Origin of the sequence: Marinobacter sp. NFXS9 (assembly GCF_040148665.1) — a bacterium.
Classification (GTDB): Bacteria; Pseudomonadota; Gammaproteobacteria; order Pseudomonadales; family Oleiphilaceae; genus Marinobacter_A; species Marinobacter_A mangrovi.
The window spans coordinates 60,677-81,323 of sequence record NZ_JAGDDW010000010.1; the positions used below are offsets into that span (position 1 = coordinate 60,677).

At 58.0% G+C, this 20,647-nt stretch carries 18 protein-coding genes; 11 read left to right on the forward strand and 7 right to left on the reverse strand.

The genetic code is table 11. The features are described from left to right. The first annotated feature begins 12 nt into the window (after positions 1-12). From glnE to J3364_RS15545, 3 genes are all read left to right on the forward strand, one after another. The gene (glnE, locus tag J3364_RS15535; protein WP_349559185.1) at positions 13-2,937 is read left to right on the forward strand and encodes a bifunctional [glutamate--ammonia ligase]-adenylyl-L-tyrosine phosphorylase/[glutamate--ammonia-ligase] adenylyltransferase; all 2,925 of its coding nucleotides are present in this window, start codon (positions 13-15) and stop codon (positions 2,935-2,937) included. A gap of 93 nt (positions 2,938-3,030) precedes the next feature. Continuing rightward, entirely contained in the window at positions 3,031-3,957 is a 927-nt protein-coding gene (locus tag J3364_RS15540; RefSeq protein ID WP_349559186.1) for a branched-chain amino acid transaminase, read from the forward strand. Between the two features lie 67 nt (positions 3,958-4,024). Further along, a complete protein-coding gene (locus J3364_RS15545; RefSeq protein ID WP_123634136.1) occupies positions 4,025-4,432 on the forward strand; it encodes a DUF6165 family protein in 408 nt (135 codons plus the stop codon). Between the two features lie 78 nt (positions 4,433-4,510). Here J3364_RS15545 and J3364_RS15550 read toward each other — a convergent pair whose 3' ends face one another. Genes J3364_RS15550 through J3364_RS15565 form a run of 4 tightly spaced genes read right to left on the reverse strand, consistent with a single transcriptional unit; the run spans position 4,511 to position 8,834 of the window. Further along, complete coding sequence (locus J3364_RS15550; RefSeq protein WP_349559187.1) at positions 4,511-5,476, reverse strand: glycosyltransferase family 8 protein; 966 nt, start codon at positions 5,474-5,476, stop codon at positions 4,511-4,513. A 7-nt stretch (positions 5,477-5,483) separates the two neighbouring features. Beyond that, positions 5,484-6,413: a glycosyltransferase family 8 protein gene (locus J3364_RS15555; protein WP_349559188.1), complete on the reverse strand. Its 930-nt coding sequence runs from the start codon at positions 6,411-6,413 to the stop codon at positions 5,484-5,486. Then, positions 6,406-7,800, reverse strand: a complete 1,395-nt coding sequence (locus J3364_RS15560) for an O-antigen ligase family protein (protein ID WP_349559189.1) — start codon at positions 7,798-7,800, stop codon at positions 6,406-6,408. The genes J3364_RS15555 and J3364_RS15560 overlap by 8 nt, the downstream gene beginning before the upstream one ends. Then, a complete protein-coding gene (locus tag J3364_RS15565; protein ID WP_349559255.1) occupies positions 7,797-8,834 on the reverse strand; it encodes a glycosyltransferase family 9 protein in 1,038 nt (345 codons plus the stop codon). Before J3364_RS15565 ends, J3364_RS15560 begins: the two co-directional genes overlap by 4 nt. Before the next feature lie 132 nt (positions 8,835-8,966). On the opposite strand from J3364_RS15565, the gene J3364_RS15570 reads away from it, so the two are divergent. From J3364_RS15570 to J3364_RS15605, 8 genes are all read left to right on the forward strand, one after another. Further along, positions 8,967-9,713 (forward strand): 3-deoxy-D-manno-octulosonic acid kinase, encoded by a 747-nt coding sequence (locus J3364_RS15570; RefSeq protein WP_349559190.1) that lies wholly within the window; start codon positions 8,967-8,969, stop codon positions 9,711-9,713. A 289-nt stretch (positions 9,714-10,002) separates the two neighbouring features. After that, positions 10,003-11,064 carry a dTDP-glucose 4,6-dehydratase gene (rfbB, locus tag J3364_RS15575; RefSeq protein ID WP_349559191.1) on the forward strand — a complete coding sequence of 354 codons (1,062 nt, stop codon included), beginning with the start codon at positions 10,003-10,005 and terminating at the stop codon, positions 11,062-11,064. A 77-nt stretch (positions 11,065-11,141) separates the two neighbouring features. Then, entirely contained in the window at positions 11,142-12,053 is a 912-nt protein-coding gene (gene rfbA / locus J3364_RS15580; protein ID WP_349559192.1) for a glucose-1-phosphate thymidylyltransferase RfbA, read from the forward strand. Further along, positions 12,043-13,089: a TDP-N-acetylfucosamine:lipid II N-acetylfucosaminyltransferase gene (locus J3364_RS15585; protein ID WP_349559193.1), complete on the forward strand. Its 1,047-nt coding sequence runs from the start codon at positions 12,043-12,045 to the stop codon at positions 13,087-13,089. Before rfbA ends, J3364_RS15585 begins: the two co-directional genes overlap by 11 nt. A 2-nt stretch (positions 13,090-13,091) precedes the next feature. Further along, positions 13,092-13,664, forward strand: coding sequence for an acyltransferase (locus tag J3364_RS15590; protein ID WP_349559194.1), 573 nt, complete (start codon positions 13,092-13,094; stop codon positions 13,662-13,664). Next, the gene (rffA, locus tag J3364_RS15595) at positions 13,651-14,787 is read left to right on the forward strand and encodes a dTDP-4-amino-4,6-dideoxygalactose transaminase (RefSeq protein WP_349559195.1); all 1,137 of its coding nucleotides are present in this window, start codon (positions 13,651-13,653) and stop codon (positions 14,785-14,787) included. The genes J3364_RS15590 and rffA overlap by 14 nt, the downstream gene beginning before the upstream one ends. Before the next feature lie 279 nt (positions 14,788-15,066). After that, positions 15,067-16,194: a glycosyltransferase family 4 protein gene (locus tag J3364_RS15600; RefSeq protein WP_349559196.1), complete on the forward strand. Its 1,128-nt coding sequence runs from the start codon at positions 15,067-15,069 to the stop codon at positions 16,192-16,194. A gap of 21 nt (positions 16,195-16,215) precedes the next feature. Beyond that, positions 16,216-17,277, forward strand: a complete 1,062-nt coding sequence (locus J3364_RS15605; protein ID WP_349559197.1) for a UDP-N-acetylglucosamine 2-epimerase — start codon at positions 16,216-16,218, stop codon at positions 17,275-17,277. Here the strand turns inward: J3364_RS15605 and J3364_RS15610 are convergent. The 3 genes from J3364_RS15610 to J3364_RS15620 all read right to left on the reverse strand — a co-directional run bounded on the left by J3364_RS15610 (position 17,274) and on the right by J3364_RS15620 (position 20,623). Beyond that, entirely contained in the window at positions 17,274-18,911 is a 1,638-nt protein-coding gene (locus tag J3364_RS15610; RefSeq protein WP_349559198.1) for a glycosyltransferase family 2 protein, read from the reverse strand. The two genes, J3364_RS15605 and J3364_RS15610, sit on opposite strands and share 4 nt — an antisense overlap. Positions 18,912-18,982: 71 nt before the next feature. Beyond that, positions 18,983-19,879 carry a lysophospholipid acyltransferase family protein gene (locus J3364_RS15615; RefSeq protein WP_349559199.1) on the reverse strand — a complete coding sequence of 299 codons (897 nt, stop codon included), beginning with the start codon at positions 19,877-19,879 and terminating at the stop codon, positions 18,983-18,985. 90 nt (positions 19,880-19,969) lie between these two features. Next, positions 19,970-20,623, reverse strand: coding sequence for a YrbL family protein (locus tag J3364_RS15620; RefSeq protein ID WP_349559200.1), 654 nt, complete (start codon positions 20,621-20,623; stop codon positions 19,970-19,972). Between the last annotated feature and the right edge of the window lie 24 nt (positions 20,624-20,647).

Here is a 20,647-nt window from a genome sequence, read left to right on the forward strand (position 1 = left end):
GATTTTTAGGTTATGACCGCTGCCCCCCATGCTGGACCTGCCATTCCCGATCCGCTTCGTGAGGACGCCGACGCGGTGACGCGTCTGCTGGCCGACCTGCCGGCGCTGCCAAAGGACAAAGTGGTCGCGCAGGCCCACTGGCAGCGCGCGCTGGTTGGCAGCTTCTTCCTTCGGGAGGTGGTTGAGCGTCACCCCGAGTGGCTGTTCGAGTGCCTGAAGCGTGAACCCCTGTCGCGTCCGCTGGATCACGCCTTTCTCACGCTTCGCTGGCAGGCCTATCTGGAAGACGTCGCCGACGAATCGTCGCTGCATCGCTCCTTGCGTCTGTTTCGTCGTGAGGTCATGTTCCGCATCATCTTTCGTGATTTCCTGCGCCTCGCGGATCTCAACGAAACCATGGTCGCGGCCAGTGCCATGGCCGATGTGGCGATTGATGGTGCGCTGGACTGGCTCTATCAGGATGCCTGCGCCCAGATGGGAACCCCGTGGGGCATCGATCCCGTCACGGGCGAGGAAGCGCCGCAGCGGCTGGTGGTCCTGGGCATGGGCAAGCTCGGCGGCCATGAGCTGAACGTGTCGTCCGACATTGACCTGATTTTCGGCTTCCCGTCCAACGGCGAGACCCGGGGCGGTGCGCGCGCCATGGACAACCAGCAGTTCTTTATCCGACTGGGGCAGCGTCTGATCCAGGCGCTCGATCAGTTGACTGCCGATGGCTTTGTTTTCCGGGTGGATATGCGCCTGCGTCCATATGGCCAGAGTGGGGCGCTGGCACTCAGTTTCGGCGCCCTGGAATCCTACTATCAGGATCAGGGTCGGGATTGGGAGCGCTACGCCATGGTCAAGGCCCGCGTGGTCGCTGGCGACAAGAAGGCGGGGGACGTGTTGATGGCCACGCTACGCCCGTTTGTCTACCGCAAGTACATCGATTTCAGTGCCTTTGAATCCCTGCGCAGCATGAAGTCCATGATCAGTCGGGAAGTGCGTCGCAAGGGGATGGAGAACAACATCAAGCTGGGCAATGGCGGGATTCGCGAGATCGAATTCGTGGTGCAGGCCTTCCAGCTGATCCGGGGCGGGCGCGATCGCGAGCTCCAGCAACGGGAGCTGCTGCTGATCCTGCCGGAACTGGTGAATCTGGAGTTGTTACCGCAGGCCGTTGCCGATGAGTTGGCCGACGCCTACGTCTTCCTGCGCAACCTTGAACACGCCTTGCAGGGCATCGCCGACCAGCAGACCCAGGAGCTACCGGAGACCCCGGCGGCTCAGTCCCGGGTGGCCATGATCATGGGCTTCGACGGCTGGGACGACTGCCTGGCGGAACTCAATGGCCATCGCCAGCGCGTGGCTCGGCACTTTGCCGACATCATCGCTTCCGATGACGACGAGACGGAAGAAGAGGAGGCCAGCGCCCGCTGGCAGGAAATCTGGCTGGCAGAGCTGGAACCCGAGGCGGCGGTAAAGCGGCTGTCCAAGGCCGGTTTCGAGGTCCCGGAACAGAGTCTGGAACAGCTGGTGACCCTGCGCAGCAGCCGCACCGCGCAGATGATGCAGACCGAGGGCCGGCGTCGCCTGAACCGCTTTGTCCCGGTACTGCTGGAAGCTTTGAGTCAGGTGGAGCAGCCGTCGGAGACCCTGTCCCGGGTACTCCAGCTGGTCGAGTCTGTCCTGCGCCGGACGGCCTATCTGCTGCTGTTGCTGGAAAACCCCGGCGCTTTGCGCGAGCTGGTGCGGCTGTGCAGTGAAAGCCCCTGGATTGCACGGCAGCTTGCGGAAACCCCGCTGCTGCTGGACGAGCTGCTGAATACCGAAAGCCTCTATCATCCGCCCAGTCGCGAACAGTTGCAGGATGACTTGCGTCAGCAGTTGTTGCGTATTCCGCTGGAAGATCTGGAAGAGCAAATGGAGGTCCTGCGCCACTTCAAGAAGGCGCACGTCCTGCGCGTTGCCGCGTCGGAGCTGCGCGGCACGCTGCCCCTGATGAAAGTCAGCGATTATCTCACCTGGATCGCTGAAGTGGTGCTGGATCACGTGGTGGAGGTGGCCTTCTCCAACCTGGTGAGCCGGCATGGCTATCCGCATCACGGCGACGGTTCCGCCTGCGACAGCGATTTCGCGATTGTCGGTTACGGCAAGTTGGGCGGCATCGAGTTGGGCTATACCTCGGACCTGGATCTGGTTTTCATTCATACCGCTGATCCCAATGGTTCCACCAACGGCGACAAGCCCATCGACAACGCCGTGTTCTACACGCGTCTGGGTCAACGCATCGTCCATATCCTGAGCACCCAGACGCCGTCGGGGCAGTTGTACGAGGTGGATATGCGCCTGCGGCCGTCCGGCAACTCCGGATTGTTGGTCAGCAGTCTGTCGGCCTTCGAGAAATACCAGCGTGAAGATGCCTGGACCTGGGAGCATCAGGCACTGGCCCGCGCCCGGGGGGTGGCCGGCAGCCGCGAGGCGCTGGAAGCGTTCGAAACGCTTCGGCACGACATCCTTTGCCAGTCCCGCGATCGTGATGCGCTGCGCCAGGACGTGCTGAACATGCGGGAGAAGATGCGTGCGAGCCTGGGCACGCCGACCAAGGAGGGCGAAACGCCGGAAGCGTTTCACATCAAGCACGACCAGGGCGGCATCGTCGATATGGAGTTCATGGTGCAGTACCTGATGCTGGCGTACTCCAGCGAGCATCCGGAGCTGACCCAATGGTCGGATAACATCCGGCAGATGGAGGCGCTGGGCAAGGCGGGCGTCCTGCCAGAAGAAGATGCGGAACAATTGCGTGAGGCCTACATTGCATTGCGCTCGACGATACACCGCCGGGCGCTGCAGAACCTCAACAGTCGCGTTGAGGCGGAGGCCTTCCCGGAGGAGCGGGCTTATATCTGGTCGGTCTGGAACCGGGTGATGGGCGCATCGGGCGCGCCAGGGCGGTAAGCCCCTACTGCGTCGGTCGCGGGTTTCCTGCTAGAATAGCGGCTTTTCCGGGCCCGCTGGCGGGCTCTCCACAGCTTTATCAGGAGCAAAATGATGTCGATGGCGGATCGTGACGGCCTCATCTGGCTGGACGGAGAAATGGTGCCCTGGCGCGAAACCAAGGTGCACGTCCTCACCCATACGCTGCACTACGGCATGGGCTGTTTCGAAGGTGTGCGTGCCTACAACACCGAGAAGGGCCCGGCGATTTTCCGTTTGCAGGAGCACACGGACCGTCTGTTCCGCTCTGCCCACATCCTCAACATGAAAATGCCGTTCACCAAAGAACAGGTGAATGAAGCCCAGCGCCGCGCTGTGCGCGAGAACAATCTCGACGAAGCCTACATCCGCCCGATGGCCTTTCTGGGTTCTGAAGGCATGGGCCTGCGCGCCGATAATCTCAAGGTGCATTTGATGGTGGCCGCCTGGCACTGGCCGTCCTATATGGCGCCGGAGGCTCGTGAGCTGGGGATCAAGGTGCGCACGTCGTCCTACACCCGCCACCATGTGAACATCACCATGTGTAAGGCCAAGGCGAACGGCAACTACATGAACTCCATGCTGGCACTGAACGAAGCGATCGCCAGTGGTTGTGAAGAGGCGCTGCTGCTCGATAACGAAGGCTACGTTGCGGAAGGATCCGGCGAGAACGTCTTCATCCTGCGCGATGGCGTCCTGCATACTCCGGAGCTGACCTCCTGCCTGGAAGGGATCACCCGTCAGACGATCCTGGATTTCTGCAAGGAGCTGAATGTGCCGGTGCGCGAGCGCCGTATCACCCGGGACGAGGTCTATATTGCCGATGAAGCCTTTTTCACCGGGACGGCCGCCGAAGTCCTGCCGATCCGCGAGCTGGATGGTCGGGTGATTGGCGCCGGCAAGCGTGGCCCGTTGACCGAGAAGCTGCAAACCATGTACTTCGATGCGGTCAAGGGCAAGCGTCCCGAGAATGCCAACTGGCTGACCCTCGTTAACGATTGATCCGTGATGGCCGGCGCTGCCGGCCATGAACCCGTAACGCTAACCCACGAGTCTGCGGAAGAACACTATGGCCGATGTCATCACCGTACCCGTCTCCTTTGGCGAGGTACTCGACAAGATCACGATCCTCGAAATCAAATCCGAGCGTATCGAGGACGCCGATAAGGTGCGCAACGTGCGCCTGGAACTCGATGAGCTGAGCAAGACGTGGAACGAGGCCGTTCCGGATCAGTCCGCGATTGGCGAATTGCGTCAGCAGCTCAAGGCCGTCAACGAAGCGCTCTGGGAAATCGAGGACGATATCCGCGACCAGGAAGCCGCTCAGGACTTCGGGCCACGTTTCATCGAACTGGCTCGCGCGGTCTATGTCACCAATGACAAGCGTGCTGCGATCAAGAAAGAGGTGAACCTCGCCCTGGGTTCCCGTTTCGTCGAAGAGAAGTCCTATAAGGACTACACCGCCGGCCAGAAGTGATCGGCCACGGGCTTTCCCTGCACCATCAAAAACGCCGGCCTGTTAGCCGGCGTTTTTGATTCCTGCCTCAATTTCGGCTTATTCGTACAGGCTAAAACCGTTAGCCCGGTACCAGCGTTTGTTTTTCTCGCAGCGCCAGAGCTTCTTCAGGCGAGAGATGGAGGCGTAGGCCTGGAAATAGTCAGCCAGCGTCGGTTTCGGGCGGGGCGACTCGGCCAGTTGGTCCGCATAGCGGTCATACTCACCGGCCAGCGGATGGAAGCGCACCTTGCGCCAGGGTTTGTCCCAGCCAATGTAATGGATGATGCCGGGGTTCAGATTGGCCTCGCGGATTTCCTTCGGGTCGAATCGCGCAATTTGCTCGCTGTGGCGGTACAGGCCGGTCTGGTGATTCCAGCGCAGCGGTAGGTGTTTCCATCGGGTGTGCAGAATGCCATTCAGGGCGCACTGGTCGTTGGTGCTGATCCGGTGCGGGTTTTCCTGCTTGAAGCGAATCACCTCGTTGGAGATATCGTCCCGGCGCCACAGTTCCAGATTCAACAGCAGCACGCCGGAGTTGAAGTACTCGTCCTGCGGAATGCCCAGCTGCTTGTAGGTGTGGCCAGACAGGTTCTCAACCGCGGCGACGTGGTAGTCGGATATATCCGTCGCGGCCAGCTCCAGTATGTCGCCGAGGACAATGACGTCGCAGTCCAGGTAAACCACCTTCTTCACCGACTCATCGAATATCTCGGGGATGGCGATGCGGTAGTAGGCCGACGCGGTGATGTGTTTGATGGTCGGCAGATGTTCGAACCGGGATTTGTCGAAAGTGACAAAGTCGATGCCTTTACCCCCGGCCTTTTTCACTTCTTCTTCCATCACTGTCTTGGTGCTATCCGCAATCCCACCGTCAATGCAGTAGAGATAGACCTGCGCTGGATCCGAGCAGTTACGAATCAGTGAGGTGAACATTACCGTCAAGTGCATGGCGTAGTTCTGGTCGGAGCTTGCAACGACGGCAACGGCATCGGCCGGTAGAGATCGGGATTGCTGGTTACTCATGTTCGAATCATTTCCCCTGGTAGTGCGCCGAGAGCTGACTGCGGCGTTTCAGGAATTTCCAGTGACTGCGGAGCGCAAAGAAATAGCGGCGCCGAGTGGTTGTATCGTCACCGACAAGAGGCTGGCCTGCCCACGGCGTCTCATTGAGAACCTTACGATAGTAGGTCTTGAAGGGGTGGAAGCAGTAACGCTTCCAGGGTTTCTTCTCACCCGTGAAGTGAACGATGGCTGGATGCAGCATGGCGTCATTCATATCGCCCCGACTGTAGGTGCAGCCCTCATGGTATTTCCGGATCACCTTGTAAACATCGGACTGAACATTCCACTTCAGCGGCAGTCGGACCCAATCATTCTGCAATACCGCGTTCAGGCTGCACTGATCCACGAATTGAAGGGAGTTGGCATGTTCGCGGGCGTACTCGGTAACCTGCCGGTGCAGCTGGCGTTCTCTCCAGGCGGCCAGGTCCATGACGAGCAGGCCTGAGTTGAAATACTCGGTACGATCGACTTCGATGTCCTTGCAGGCTTTGGGTGACAGGTTCTCGACAGCGGCGGTGGAATTCCCCTCAAGATCCAGATTCCAGAGCTCAATCAGGCTTTGCAGAACGACGGTGTCTGCATCGATGTAGATGATGCGCCCAACATTGGATGGGATGTATTCGGGTAGATTGATGCGCTGGTAGACTGCCGAACCGTAACGATGCGTTGGTAGCCCTTCATAGAGCCGGTCATCCGGGCTGTAAGTGGTTAATGTGCTGCCCAGTGCCTCCAGCATGCCGCCCAGTCGTTCCAGGCTGGCGCCGGAAATGCCGCAGTCGATCAGGTGGAAATGAATGGGCGCTTCCGGGGTTGCCTTGACGGCCGAGCGCATCATCACTGCAGCATAGGCAATGTAGTTCTCGTCGCAACAGGCGGCCACTGCAATGGCGTCAGACATGGGGTTGGGCATCTTCAAGTCGACGGCGGAAATGGAATGAGTAGACGAACCCGACAATCACGGCGTTCAGATACTGGCCAGTCGGGTAGAGTATATAGGATTCGAACATGTTGATCACAATCCAGAAGGCGAGGAAGCACCAGGCAAAGACAAACACATCCCAGGGCAAGTCGCCTCCGCGGAAGGCTCGAACGGTTGCGATGCCGATCCAGACAATCAGGGCGACCAGGATTGCCGTGCCGATGAGGCCCTGAGCGACCAGGGTTTCCATGAAGGTATTGTGGAGATGGCCAAAATTCTGCTTAAACGACGCACCAAAGTAATCCGAGTGCTGAATCATTTCTTTTGTTGAGCCCGCGCCCCATCCCAGTAACGGACGCTCGCCAACCCAGCCCATCGCCACGCGCCAGGAATAGAGTCGTACCCCACTGCTGGTCTTTGGATCGACGTTTTCACTGGGCGCCTCCAGGATTTTGTCGATCTGGATATCGGTCGTTGAGAATCGCTTTTCCACCGTCTGGGAGGAGTTCAGGGTGAGACTGATGGTCACTACAAACGCGCCAGCAACCAAGGCCAGTAGCAGGCTAAGTTTGCGCTTTTCCCCTTGGGTATCTCGACTCGTCAATAAGCGGCCGATCAACAGGATGACCGCAACGAGAGAGGCCTGGAGCAATCCCAGCCACACGGCACGAGTCTGTGAAGCCAGGGTCCCTTCAATCGCCAACAGGAGGGCGGCTAACAGGAGTGGAAAGACGGCAATGGATACCAGCCAGCCACGGTGACAACTCCAGCGAATGAGGCGTGGAGACAGGCAAAGCAGACAAAGCAGGTAGGTGCCGAAGAACATGCCGGTGTGTTCGGCGTTGTGTATGCCGAAGTCGACCCTGTAGCCCTTGAGTGCCCGGATCCATTCAGCCGCTCTGAATTCAAGTCCCAGATAAACGTAGAGTCCCGCCAAAGCCAGGAGCAGGACAGGCCATGCCCTTGCGGGCCGAAGCATGCTGACTCCTGCCGCGACCAGTAAAACCATGAGCGGTTTGAGGTAATGTCGGGTGACCTTGGCGCTGGGGTCTACGTATTCCGGCAGCGATACGTGATACCAGAGTTGTACGAGCAACAGGTACGCGAGCAGAACCAAACAGATCCGAAAAATGGGGTCGGTCAAAATGACTCGTTTCAATGGGCTGCTGTTGCGCCCCAGAGCCAATATGCCGACCAGCAACACGACCAGCAGGGTTTCCGCCGTCCGGTAAGTGGAAAACCAGGGCAGGAAGCAAAAGACATAGGCGGCCAGCACCGTGAGGTAAGTCTTCCTCAACCCGTTCAAAGACGTGCCGGCGATTGTGGTCCAGAAACGGTTGGCGATACCCGGAGACACCTGATTCATGCCGTGGTCCTGTTAGCAATCCACTCATCAAACTTTTGGCAGACCTCGTCGGCGGTGATCAGTTCCATCGCGCCTTCAAATTCCGCTTTCATGCCCCAGCGGGCTGTATCCACAGTTTTTCCGGTGAATTTTTCCAATGCTTCCGGATAACGATCGACACACCACGGCAGTGAGTTGTAGGGGCCCGAGCGATTTGGGTTGCTTGCCGCAAACAGACCCAGCACATCGGTACCCATGGCGCTGGCGATGTGCGCGGGACCCGTGTCCGGGGCGATCAGCAGGTCCGCCCCATCAAGCAGGGCCGTCAGCTGTTTGAGCGTGTCCTGGCCACACAGGTTGAGCGCCGGTTGGGTCATGGTCGAAGCGATGCGTTCGCAATATTCTCGCTCATAGGGTGCCGGACTGCCGACCAGAATCAGGCGAGCACCATGCTGTGCGACGATATGGTCGGCCACGGCTGCATAGCGGTCAGCACTCCAGTTGCGTAATGTGTGGCTGGCGCAGGGACTGATTACGACATTAGGCCGGTCGTTTGCCAGATGCTCGCTGGCGAACGCATGATCCGACTCGCTCAGGGGGATCGTCCAGCGTGGTGGGGCAGCTTCCAGCCCCAGGGGCACGAGAAAGCTGGCCAGGCAGTCGCGAACGTGCTGATTGGGAGCTGCCGGAATCCGACGATTGATAAACAGGCTGTGGAGATCCTTGCTGCGAGCCCGGTCGTAGCCGACCTTGGTTCTGGCCGGTATCACCGCGGCGGCCAGGTTGGCACGGAAAGCCACCTGCATGTGAAGCAGCGCATCGAACTGTCGACCACGGAGTTGCTGTCGCAAATCGCGGTAGCCCTGTAAGCCGCTTTTCTTGTCGAAAACGATAAACTCGACGCCGGGCAGATCGCCAACCAGCTTGGCTTCGATCTTGCCAATAATCCAAGTGATCTTAACGTCCGGGAGTTGTGCCTGAAGGCTGAGCACCACAGGTATAACATGCGTGACATCGCCGATGGCCGACAGGCGCATGATGCAGATTGACTTGATCAAGGAAACATCCGTTAGTGCTGACAACACGGGCTATCTGGAGCCGCGATGGTGTTCGTTGTTAAACTCGGCGTATTCTAGCGCACTTGGAACCGGGCGTCTTTGCTGTCCGCCGGGCTGCGGGTTCGAGTCATGTCAGAGGGAGAAGCGGTCAGCACCGTCATGATCATGCAGAAAGAAAAGTATGTTCCGGGGCACGGTGCAGCGCTGCTGGTTAATCCGGATTACGGTGAGGTGACGCCAGACTGGTTTCTGCCCGCTTTCTGGGGCACCCGGGCGGTATCCGTCAGCAGTGGCGGGCGAGGAAGTGCCTGGTTTATCGACGGGCCCAGGGGCGGAATGGTGCTGCGCCACTATCTCCGCGGCGGTTATGTCGCCAAAGTTTCCCGTGCGGCCTATCTCTACACGGGGGAGGAGCGGACGCGTTCCTTTGCCGAATTTCGATTGCTGAGTCAACTGCGGGATCTGGATTTACCGGTTCCAGAGCCCGTGGCGGCCCACTACAGGCGAGTTAACGGTCTTTTCTATGAGGCGGCCATTCTCATTGGGCGCATTGAAGATGTCATTCCGCTTGGGGATTGCGCCGGCGATCTCAGCGAGGATGGCTGGAGTCGACTCGGTCAATTGCTGCGCCGATTCCATGACGCCGGAGTCAATCATGCGGATCTGAATTGCTTCAACATTCTAATCCAGCGACAGTCATTCTATGTGATCGATTTTGACAAGGGCCGAATTGAACCCAATCGCGAATCAACGGCTTCCTGGCGGAAACGGAATCTGGATCGTTTGTATCGCTCTCTGGCAAAGCTTGACGTCGGGTCATTCGACCTGAAGGCGCGTTGGCAAGCGCTGGAAAATGGCTATGTCCGGGGCCGGTGACTCAAAGCTGATGGTGGTTGCCATTGGCCGGGAAGTGGCCGACCTCGATGTGATGTCATGAATGCCCCCAGTGGGCAATGATTGCAGATCTGGGATTGACGACCGTTCAATGGCTCTCCACGACCATGTAGCCGAGGAGAATACGGCAGAGACAGCCGTCAGCTTCAGAGCAAGCGTTACGACATCTTCTATGCGTACATCCAACAGGCCTCTCGTTTTGCCTTATCACTTTTTCAGCATGGACAGGCTGTCGTAGTCCTATGTCTATGGAATCAAAGGTAATATCCTGATGAAAATTCTCGTGACAGGTGGGGCCGGTTTTATCGGATCCGCGGTTATTCGATACATTCTGACCCACACTGATGACAGTGTGGTCAATCTCGATAAATTGACTTATGCCGGCAATCTGGAGTCGTTGGCCAGTGTGAGTCACCATCCGCGATACGCCTTCGAGCAAGCCGATATTTGCGACCGGGCTGCTCTGGAAGAGATCTTCGTAACGCATCGGCCGGATGCGGTCATGCACCTCGCTGCAGAAAGTCATGTCGATCGTTCTATCGACGGCCCATCGGCGTTTATTCAAACGAACGTTGTAGGGACTTATACACTGCTCGAGGTATCCAGGTCCTACTGGCAGGGGCTTGGGGCCATCGAGAAGAATCAATTCCGTTTTCATCACGTCAGCACGGACGAGGTTTTTGGCGATCTCGGGCAGTCAGCAGATCTGTTCACTGAAAACACCTGTTATTCGCCCAGTTCACCCTATTCGGCGAGCAAAGCGAGTTCCGACCATCTGGTTCGTGCCTGGTATCGAACCTATGGTTTTCCAGTGCTTGTTACCAATTGCTCCAATAACTACGGCCCCTATCACTTCCCCGAGAAGCTGATTCCGTTAATGATCCTGAATGCGTTGGAAGGTCGAACACTTCCGGTGTACGGACAAGGCAATCAGATACGCGACTGGTTGTACGTGGAAGATCATGCGCGCGCGCTCTATCGAGTCATTTGCAATGGGCGTCTCGGAGAGACATATAACATTGGCGGATTTAACGAAAAGACGAACATGGAAGTCGTTTGTGGAATATGTGATCTCTTAATGGAGTTGTCGCCGGAAAAACCGAAAGACATCTGTCATTATCGGGACCTGATTGTCCACGTTCCTGACCGACCGGGGCACGACCTGCGCTATGCCATCGATGCGACCAAGATAAAGAGCGAGTTGGGCTGGTTGCCGGATGAAACTTTCGAAACCGGTCTGCGTAAAACCGTTGAGTGGTATTTGAACCATCTGGAGTGGTGTCGGCGGGTTCAGGATGGCAGCTATCGACGTGAGCGTCTTGGCATTGGCTGACATGGCTCATACTTCGGTATCACAGTGAGCGGGCTGCAATGGTTGGAATGAAGATCCGAAGAATTCAAGGATAACGAATGAAAGGCATCATACTGGCCGGGGGCACGGGCAGCCGGTTATTTCCGATCACACTGGGTATGTCCAAACAGCTGCTTCCGATCTACGACAAGCCGATGATTTACTATCCGTTGTCGGTCTTGATGCTGGCGGGCATCCGTGACGTTTTAGTGATCACAACCCCGGAAGATCAAGCGGCTTTTCGTCGGTTGCTTGGAGACGGTAGCCAATTCGGTATCCAGCTGGATTACGCCGTACAATCGCAGCCTGCGGGTTTGGCTGAAGCCTTCACCATTGGCGAATCGTTTATCGGCAACGATCCCGTTTGTTTGGTCTTGGGCGACAATATCTATTACGGGCAGGGATTTACTCCAAAACTCAAGGAAACGGTCAAGCGTGTGGAATCGGACGGAGGTGCGGTAGTATTCGGCTATCCGGTCAAGGATCCGCATCGGTTTGGCGTCGTTGAATTTGATGCCGACATGAAGGCTCTGTCTATTGAGGAGAAGCCTCAGAATCCCAAATCTCACTGGGCTGTCACCGGACTCTATTTCTACGATAACCGGGTCATCGATTTTGCCAAACAGACAACGCCCTCAGCTCGAGGCGAACTGGAGATTACGTCGATCAATCACGATTACCTTTTGCTGAGCGAACTTCACGTTGAGATGCTGGGGCGAGGCTTTGCATGGTTGGACACTGGAACTCATGAAAGCCTGCTCGAAGCCGCCCAGTTTGTAGAAACGATTGAAAAACGTCAGGGGTACAAAGTGGCGTGCCTGGAAGAAATCGCCTGGCGCAACGAATGGCTGACGGATCAACAGATGCTGGATGCGGCTGCTTACTATGAGAAAAGTGGATATGGCCGCTACATTGAGGATCTTGTCCGGGAGCAGTCCCTGAGTAAACAGGGAGAGACCGGTGCGCAATAAGGTTGTCCATATCTGCCGAATGGAGAAATTTATCCCTCCATTCATTCAATTGGTGGAATCGAACTTCGGCTTGCGTGACCATCACTTTGTTCTGTTTGGTGATCATGCTCGCTATCCGGTTGCCAGTCGAAAAGGGATCGATAAGGTTGAAAAGAGTCCATTGGCAAAGTTGGGCGCGCGCTTTCGCTTGATGGTGGCAATGCATCGAGCCGACAAGATCATCCTGCATGGTCTATTTAACCGCTCCGTTACTCGGCTTCTGTGGTTAATGCCGTGGCTGCTCAAGAAATGCTACTGGGTGATGTGGGGCGATGACCTATACCGCTATCAGTCCATCGCCGCAAAAGGGAAATGGACGTTCAAAGAGTCCGTTCGATGTCGTGTTATCCGTCGTATGGGGCATCTCGTGACACACATCCCGGGGGATGTCGAACTCGCGCGTCAATGGTATGGCGCGACCGGGCAATTTCATCCCTGTCTGATGTATCCGAGTAACGTCTTCAGGGATATTGAGATCTCCCCAAGACAGGATCAGCGAATCAATATTCAGATAGGCAATTCGGCCGATCCCAGCAACAATCACTTTGAGATACTGGATAAACTCGCACCATACAAAAATGAAGAGATTTCGATCTACGTGCCGTTATCCTATGGAAGCTCAGAGCATGCCAAAGCAGTGGTGGATTACGGTGAGAAACTCTTTGGTGACAAGTTCAGGCCGATCCTGGATTTCCTGCCTTATGACAAATACCTGAAGTTTCTGTCCGATATTGATATTGCCGTCTTCAATCATCGACGGCAGCAGGCCATGGGTAACACCATTAACTTATTGGGGCTGGGGAAGAAGGTCTACATCCGGGATGATGTGACGCCCTGGCCGGTCTTTCAATCGCTGGGCATCCGGATATTCGATGTGAATTCACTCAGCCTTGAGCGTTTGGACTCTGAAGACGCTCTATACAACCGAAAGGCAATCAAATCTGCATTTTCGGAGGAAACGCTGGTGAATCAGTTAAAAGGCATTTTTGAGAACTGAGTATGGCCTATTACACCGACGAACAACTGCGCCAGATGAATTTCAAGCGACTTGGACGCAACGTGAAAATCAGTGAGAAAGCCAGTCTCTACGACACAGCTGAGATGGAAATCGGTGACTGTTCTCGGATTGATGATTTTTGCATTGTGTCCGGCCGGATCACCATTGGCGCCTTTTGCCACGTGACGCCGATGTGCCTCCTGGCCGGTGGCACCCCGGGCATCACATTGTCGGACTTCAGTACATTGGCCTACGGCGTAAAAATCTTTGCGCAAAGCGATGACTACAGTGGCGCGACGATGGTGAACTCGCTAATTCCCAAGAAATTCAAAGATGAGTACATGGCCCCGGTTTTTCTCGGGCGGCATGTGATCGTTGGTACAAACGCGGTTGTGTTCCCGGGTGTCACGATTGAAGAGGGCTGTTCGATTGGGGCCATGACGCTGGTTAACAAATCAACCGATGCTTGGGGGATGTATGTGGGCACTCCAGCCAGATGGGTCAGAGAGAGAAAGCGGGACTTGTTGGAACTGGAAGCCCAATTCAGGGATGAGGTCCGCAATGATTCCCTTTAACAAGCCACCCCATACCGGTCTTGAAGAGAAATACGTGCTTGAGGCGATGGGCAGCGAGAAAATTTCCGGCGACGGGCCCTTCAGCCGACGCTGCCAGTCCTGGTTTGAGTCCTCCCTGGGGTGTCCGAAAACGCTGTTAACACCTTCCTGTACCCATGCCCTGGAAATGGCGGCGCTGCTGATCGACGTCCGGCCGGGAGACGAGATCATCATGCCCAGCTATACGTTTGTCAGCACGGCAAACGCTTTTGTTTTGCGGGGCGCCCGAATTGTGTTTGTCGACATCCGGCCTGACACCATGAACATTGACGAGCAGCTGGTTGAAGCCGCCATAACGTCACGAACGCGGGCCATCGTGGTTGTTCATTATGCTGGTGTTGCCTGCGAGATGGACACGATAATGGCGTTGGCCAGCCGGCACCAACTGGCGGTCATTGAAGATGCCGCGCAAGGCATGATGGCCACATATAAGGGGCGACCGCTTGGGACCATTGGGCACATTGGAGCCTACAGTTTTCACGAAACCAAAAACTACACGAGCGGTGGCGAAGGTGGTCTTTTGCTGATCAACGATCCGCAGTACATCACCCGATCGGAAATTATCCGGGAGAAAGGGACCAATCGCAGTCAGTTTTTCAGGGGCGTGGTCGACAAATACAGTTGGGTGGATTTGGGCAGCAGCTATCTGCCCAGCGAGATACAGGCGGCCTATCTTTGGGGGCAGCTGGAGAATGTGGACGAGATTCACGAAAATCGGCTGCAGAGTTGGCGGGCCTACTGGAAGGGGTTGCGTTCTCTGGCGGACTCCGGGCACCTGACGCTCCCGACGATTCCGCCAGGTTGCGAGCACAACGCCCACATGTTCTATCTGAAACTGTCCACTGCGGATGAGCGTGACGCATTGCTGGCACATTTAAAGGCAGAGGGCGTCATGGCGGTTTTCCATTACGTGCCTTTGCACAGTGCTGAGGCGGGTCGTCAGTTCAGTACTTTTCGGGGTGAAGACCATTATACGACACAGGAAAGTGAACGCTTGATTCGCTTGCCCCTCTGGTATGGGCTTGAATCCCGGGATGTTGCGCACATCATTCAATCGGTAAAAAAGTTTTTCGACAAAGCCTGAAGAACATCGCTGATCCAGCGGTTCAATGAGCCGAGGGTTTAGCGAAGGTTTGGGTCTTGCACTGCCTGGTGTGCTGTCTGGCATGGCGGATGACTGCAGATATTGATCATTAGGGGAGCATGCTGCAGCTAATGAGCTTATGCGCGGCATGGCAGGGAATGGGGCGTTTTGCGCCAGGGAGCCTTCGGACAGACACCGTTCGCCGGTCGTCTTTGGCCGGACCAGCGGCTAAACTAGTGCCCACTTCTGACTGATACCACTTTCACAAGGAAACCCGGTTTGACTGGAACCTCCGATGCCCCGCTTCGTGTCCTTTGCCTGACGGACTCCTGCGATCGCCCGGAATCTGAATTGTTCATTGGCCTAAAGGCGGCGGGCGTTGATATTGACGTCATGTGCAATCCCAAAGGTCGAAACTATCAGCGGCTTGTGGAACAGGATCTGGTTGTCGCTCCCTTGGCGCTCCAGGGGCGGTTTGACAAGGAAGGCACGGCGGCCATCCGGCGTCAGCTTGAAATTAAGCCGTATGATGTGATCCATGCCTACAATCCGCGCGCGCTGGCCTGCGGGTTGAGGGCGTCGAAAGGGATGGATGTCCGGGTGGTGGCCTATCGCGGCGTCATCGGCAATGTCGGGGTTATGCATCCCGAGTCCTGGATTACCTTCCTGCATCCGCGAGTCGACAAGATCGTCTGCGTCGCCGATGCCATTCGCGATCATCTTGAGGGGCTTGGCTTCCCCTGGTCGCGCCTGACGGCCGACCGGCTGCAGCGAATCTACAAGGGGCACGACCTTTCCTGGTATCAGGCGGAGCCGGCGGATTTGCGGCCGCTGGGGGTGCCGGAAGGCGCCTTCGTGGTGTGTTGTACGGGCCGGGGTGTGCCGCGCAAAGGGTTCGATGACCTGGTGCGGACGGCCCTCTATTTGCCGGAGGACGTCGAGGTCCACTACCTGTTGGTTGGCGATGTGGATCGCAACGAGGACATCCGCAAGGAGGTGGCCGCCTTGCCGCATCCGGAACGCGTACACTTTGCCGGTTATCGCACCGATGCGCCTCAGCTCGCGGCGGCCAGCGACGTGATTGCATTGCCTTCCAAGTCGCAGGAAGGATTACCTCGAGCGGTCATTGAGGCCATGGCCTACGCTGTACCGGCGGTCGTTACCCGGGTGGGTGGTATGCCCGAGTTGGTCGACGATGGCGTGACGGGGCTTGTCGTCCCTCCGTGCGACGAGAAGTCGTTGGCAGAGGCGATTCTCAAGCTCTATCGATTGTCGCCGGAAGAGCGGCGGGCCATGGGTGCGGCCGGACGCCAGCGGATCAGCGAGCACTTCCATACCTCGCAGACTGTTCGCGAAACTGTTGCCATGTATCGGTCCCTGGTCGACGGCAAACGCCGCTCACGCTGAACCCGAATTGACGAGTCTCGAATGCCCAAACGCTATCTCTTCTATGTGAGCCAGCCATACTCCTACGCGATCCTGCGTCCTCTGCAGGCCGCGATTCGTGCACGGGGTGATGAGGTGGTCTGGTTCGTTCAGGGCTGTACCGCCAAGCCGCTGCGGGAGGATGAAACCCGCCTGCGGACGTTGAGTGAGGTCCGGGCGTTCGATCCGGGCGCCGTCTTCTGCCCCGGCGACTGGTTGCCTTACTACTTCCCAGGGATCAAGGTGAAGGTTTTTCACGGCCTGCCCATCAACAAGCGCGGCAAGGATACCCATTACCGGGTGCGCGGCTGGTTCGATCTCTATTGTACGATGGCACAGACCGACACGGCCCGTTATCAGGCGTTGGCTGAGGCTGATCCCCACTTCGATGTGGCCAAGACCGGATGGCCAAAGCTGGATGCCATCCTGAAATCCGGGGCGTCAGCGTGCCGGCAAGACGATCGCCCGACGGTGTTCTATGCCTCGACGTTTACCCGCGACATCACGTCGGCGCCCGTTCTGGTGGAGACCATCCGCCGCATGAAGGATTCCGGCGATTGGCGGTTTATTGTGACGCTCCATCCCAAAATGCCGCAGCACATTGTCGAACAGTATCGGGCCATGGCGGATGATAATCTGACGTTTATCGAGAGCGACGTGGATTTCATTCCGTACATGGGGCAGGCGGATGTGATGCTCTGTGATACCTCGTCCATCCTGTTCGAGTTCATGTTCCTCGATATTCCCGTGGTCACGTTGCGCACGAATATGCCAGGGCCTTACCTGATCGATGTGGATTCGGTGGAGAAGGTAGAGCCGGCGCTGCGAACGGCGCTGTCCAGGCCGTCGGCCCTGATGGACAACATGCGCGCATTTGCCGACGAGCTGCATGAATTCCGGGACGGTAAGTCCAGCGAGCGGGTGCTGGATGCCGTGGAGCGATTCCTCGAGCAGCCACCGAAGCTCAAGCGAAAACCGCTCAACTTGTTCCGGAAGCTTAAGCTGCGCCGACGACTGGCGCGGGAAGCCAAGGAACAGGTTGCGATCGATCGGGGCGACGCCTAGTCCGCGATGTTTGCCTGGCTTTCGGCGCGAGAGAGCGTCCAGAGTCCGGCGTATTTGTTGAACGAGCCTTGGGCGTACGTGACCGCGACCAGGAAGCCTACCGAGCCGTCCAGGAAACCAAACCGAATCAGATACACCTGGATGAACGTGAGGAAGCCTCGAAACGTGGCGTAGGTCAATGTCTGCGCGCGTTTACCGCGACGGAACTTCTCTCTCGATCCCAGCCAAGCATATTTCGCGCTTTTCTCCAGCGCATGACCGAAGTCCCGATGGGTAAAATGGGTCAGGCGACCACGTAGGGTTTTCGTGGTGCGGCCCTCTGGAATCAGGATGCGTTCATGCACCAGGGCATCGGAGAAGCGAACGCCTTCCCGGCGGAACAGCCGCAACGGCGCCCGACCGCTTCGCCCAAAGTCCAGTCTTGTGCCATAGAGCGTCACTGCCCAGGGGAGTTTGTAGGCATCGGCGTCCGGTGCCGAGAGCCGGTCGTTGATCTCCCGGGCCAGCGCGGGGGTAATGCGTTCGTCCGCATCAATGGACAGAACCCAGTCGCCCGTCGCTTTCTCCAGCGCCCGCTGTTTCTGGATGCCGAAGCCCGGCCAGTCGGTCACTTCGACAACGTCGGCCAGGGCACGTGCTTTGTCCACGGTGTCGTCGCTGCTGCCGCTGTCCAACACGATAATCTCGTCCGCTACGGCGCGCACCGAGCGCAGGCAGTCTTCGATGTTGTCGGCTTCGTTCTTGGTGATGACGGTGGCCGAAACCCGCACAGCCCGCGGCCGGTGATCGCCCCGATCGAGTTCCACGAACAGGCACGCCATGATCGGGGCCATCAGCAGCAGATTGATGATCAATGACGTGGGGCCCGCCAGGCCGCCAAGTACGCTGATAACGAGAAACAAAGTGGTGATCAGGGCGGCCACGGCCATAGCGCGGGCCGCCCGATGCCTGGACGTCGTGAACGGAATGCTGACGGATACCGGAATGGCAAACAATAGAATCCAGCCGAGGATCTGAAGTGCGCCCATGTCGCCGAGAGCCGACAGTACCCAGACTTTATCCTGGGTACCCTGGGATTGATTCAGGATCAGCCCGCTGGCCACCAGCCCGGCGACGGCGCCCGCGACACAGAACAACGCGCGCATCGTCACGCTCTCGCGGAACAACATCCAGGCGCCCCAGCCGCTCAGTGCCGTCAAGAGGAGAGTGACCTGGACGGTTTCCCGGGCCGGATGTGTCACGGCGCTGGATAAGAGTGCCAACAGGCCCGCTGCTGCGGCAGCGGTGAACAGATCCCTTGCCGCCAGGCGAATGGCGGTCATGCCGGTTGCCAGTGGCCAGAACAGGAGCAGAAGCAGGGCTGGCCAGGTCGAATAGATCAAGGGTTCGTTCGAAACCGGGAAAACGGTGGCAATGGCAATAATGAGGACAAAGCCCCAGAAGGCAAAATGCACCAGGCGCAACTCACGGGGAATCTCCCAATCGCCGGCCCGACGACGGGCTGCAATTCCGCCCATTGCCATGCCAATGGCGGCCGCGTAAAGAACGGCCGGATGAATCAGGGCGCCCGCCAGGCCTATGGACATCAGGCCCAACAGCAGTGGTCGTAAACGCTCGGCGGAGAGGCTGGTCACAGAGAGGATCCTTCTGGGTTGTGCATGGGTCCGCGCATCCGTTTAGTGTAGTGAATTCCGGCGCTCGCCGGTTATCGGGCTTTGTAGGGATTGGGCTGCCCCGGTGGCCGATGGCGCATGCGCTTGTATTCCCACTGGTACTGCGTCGGAATCTCACGGACACACTGCTCGACCGAGGCATTGAGGGCGCCTGTGGCCACGACCGGATCGGCGTCATCCAGCCCGGGCTCGCACTCCCGGATCACGATGCGGAAACCCTCGGCATCCGGCAGACGCTCGGCATAGGTGATCAGCACCGCTGCGCCGGATTTCTGGAGCAGTTTTGCTACCAGCGTCATGGTCCGTACTTCCATGCCGAAGAAGGGCGCATAGGCATTGCCTTTGCCCCGTGGGCTCTGATCCGGCAGGATGCCGGCGACGCCGCCTTCCCGCAGCAGCCCGATGAGCCGGGCAAGGCCGCGACGGTCGCCCCGGACCAGTTCCGAACCCAGGCGGCCACGGACCTGAATCATGTAATCCTCGAATTCCGGCAGGTGGGGCGGGCTGTACAGAGCGGCCATTTTGTAGCGCGATGAAAAATACAGGCCGGCCAGTTCCCAGTTGCCCAGGTGCGGTGCCAGCAGAATCAGGCCGCGTCCTTCGGCCCGGTACTGTTCCAGCAGCGCCTCGCCTTCGATCTCGCGAATCAGGTCCAGGCAGCGTTCGACCGGCCATTCCCACATGAGCGGGATTTCCAGCAGCGTCCGGCCCGTCTGCTTCATGCTTTCCCGGCCCAGGGCCTTACGATCGGCGTCGGGCATGTCGGGAAAACAGATATCCAGGTTGACCTGGGTAACCCGCCTCGATTCCGTTGGTAGCTTCCAGCCGAGCAGGCCCAGGATGGCCCCCAAATTCTGGGCCGAGCGCAATGAGAGTTTGCCGGCCAGTTTCAGCAGGCCAGTCAGCAGCGAGATTCTAGACAGGGCCATGGTCCCGTTGATTTCCAAGGTCGATAGAGTCAGGGCAGGAAACTACATCATCCGGTGCGACAGTGCCACTCCGCGGATACCCTTGGTTTGCTAGAGCTTTTCAGCCCGGGCCCAGCTCCCGGGCCGGCCATGCACTTCCCAGTCGATGCGCTGCTGGAATCGCGCCAGCTTACGCTCGATGTAACGCCGCCGATAAGCCGGGACCGCGGCCAGTTGCGTTGGAACGGCGGGTGCGCCCAGGCCATCGACCAGGTAAAGCGTGAGCTGTTGGTCGCGACGGGCTACGACAAGGTTGTGGGGCAGCAGATTGCGGGTCAACAGGCCAAGCTGTCGCAGCCAGTCGGTGAATTGGGCGATGGCCCGTTCAATGTCCGGTGTCCGACCGTTGGTTTCCAGATAGCGCTCCAGGGTGATGCCGGGGCCGCCGTCGGCCTCGGTGATCAGCTCGCTGACGTTGGCTGGACCAAGCGTGGTGTCGACGCTGCCGTGGAATCGGGGCAGGTGACGCCAGGCCTGTTCCGGATCGGGTAGCCCTTTGATCTGGCGATGCGCGATGATTTCCTGTCGATTATCATTGATGCGATCCCGGCCCAGCAGCTTCTTGTACCAGGGTTGCCGTGCGAAACGGGCCTCGATATTTTCCGGGCGCAATACCTTGAGGCAGAGTTGGGGATCCCCCGGATGTCGGTAGCAGGTTCGGTTGTAACCTGCGGCGAAAGGCGGCTGGTGGTCGAGGTTGATCATGCAGATGGCCGGGCTCGAAGGTTC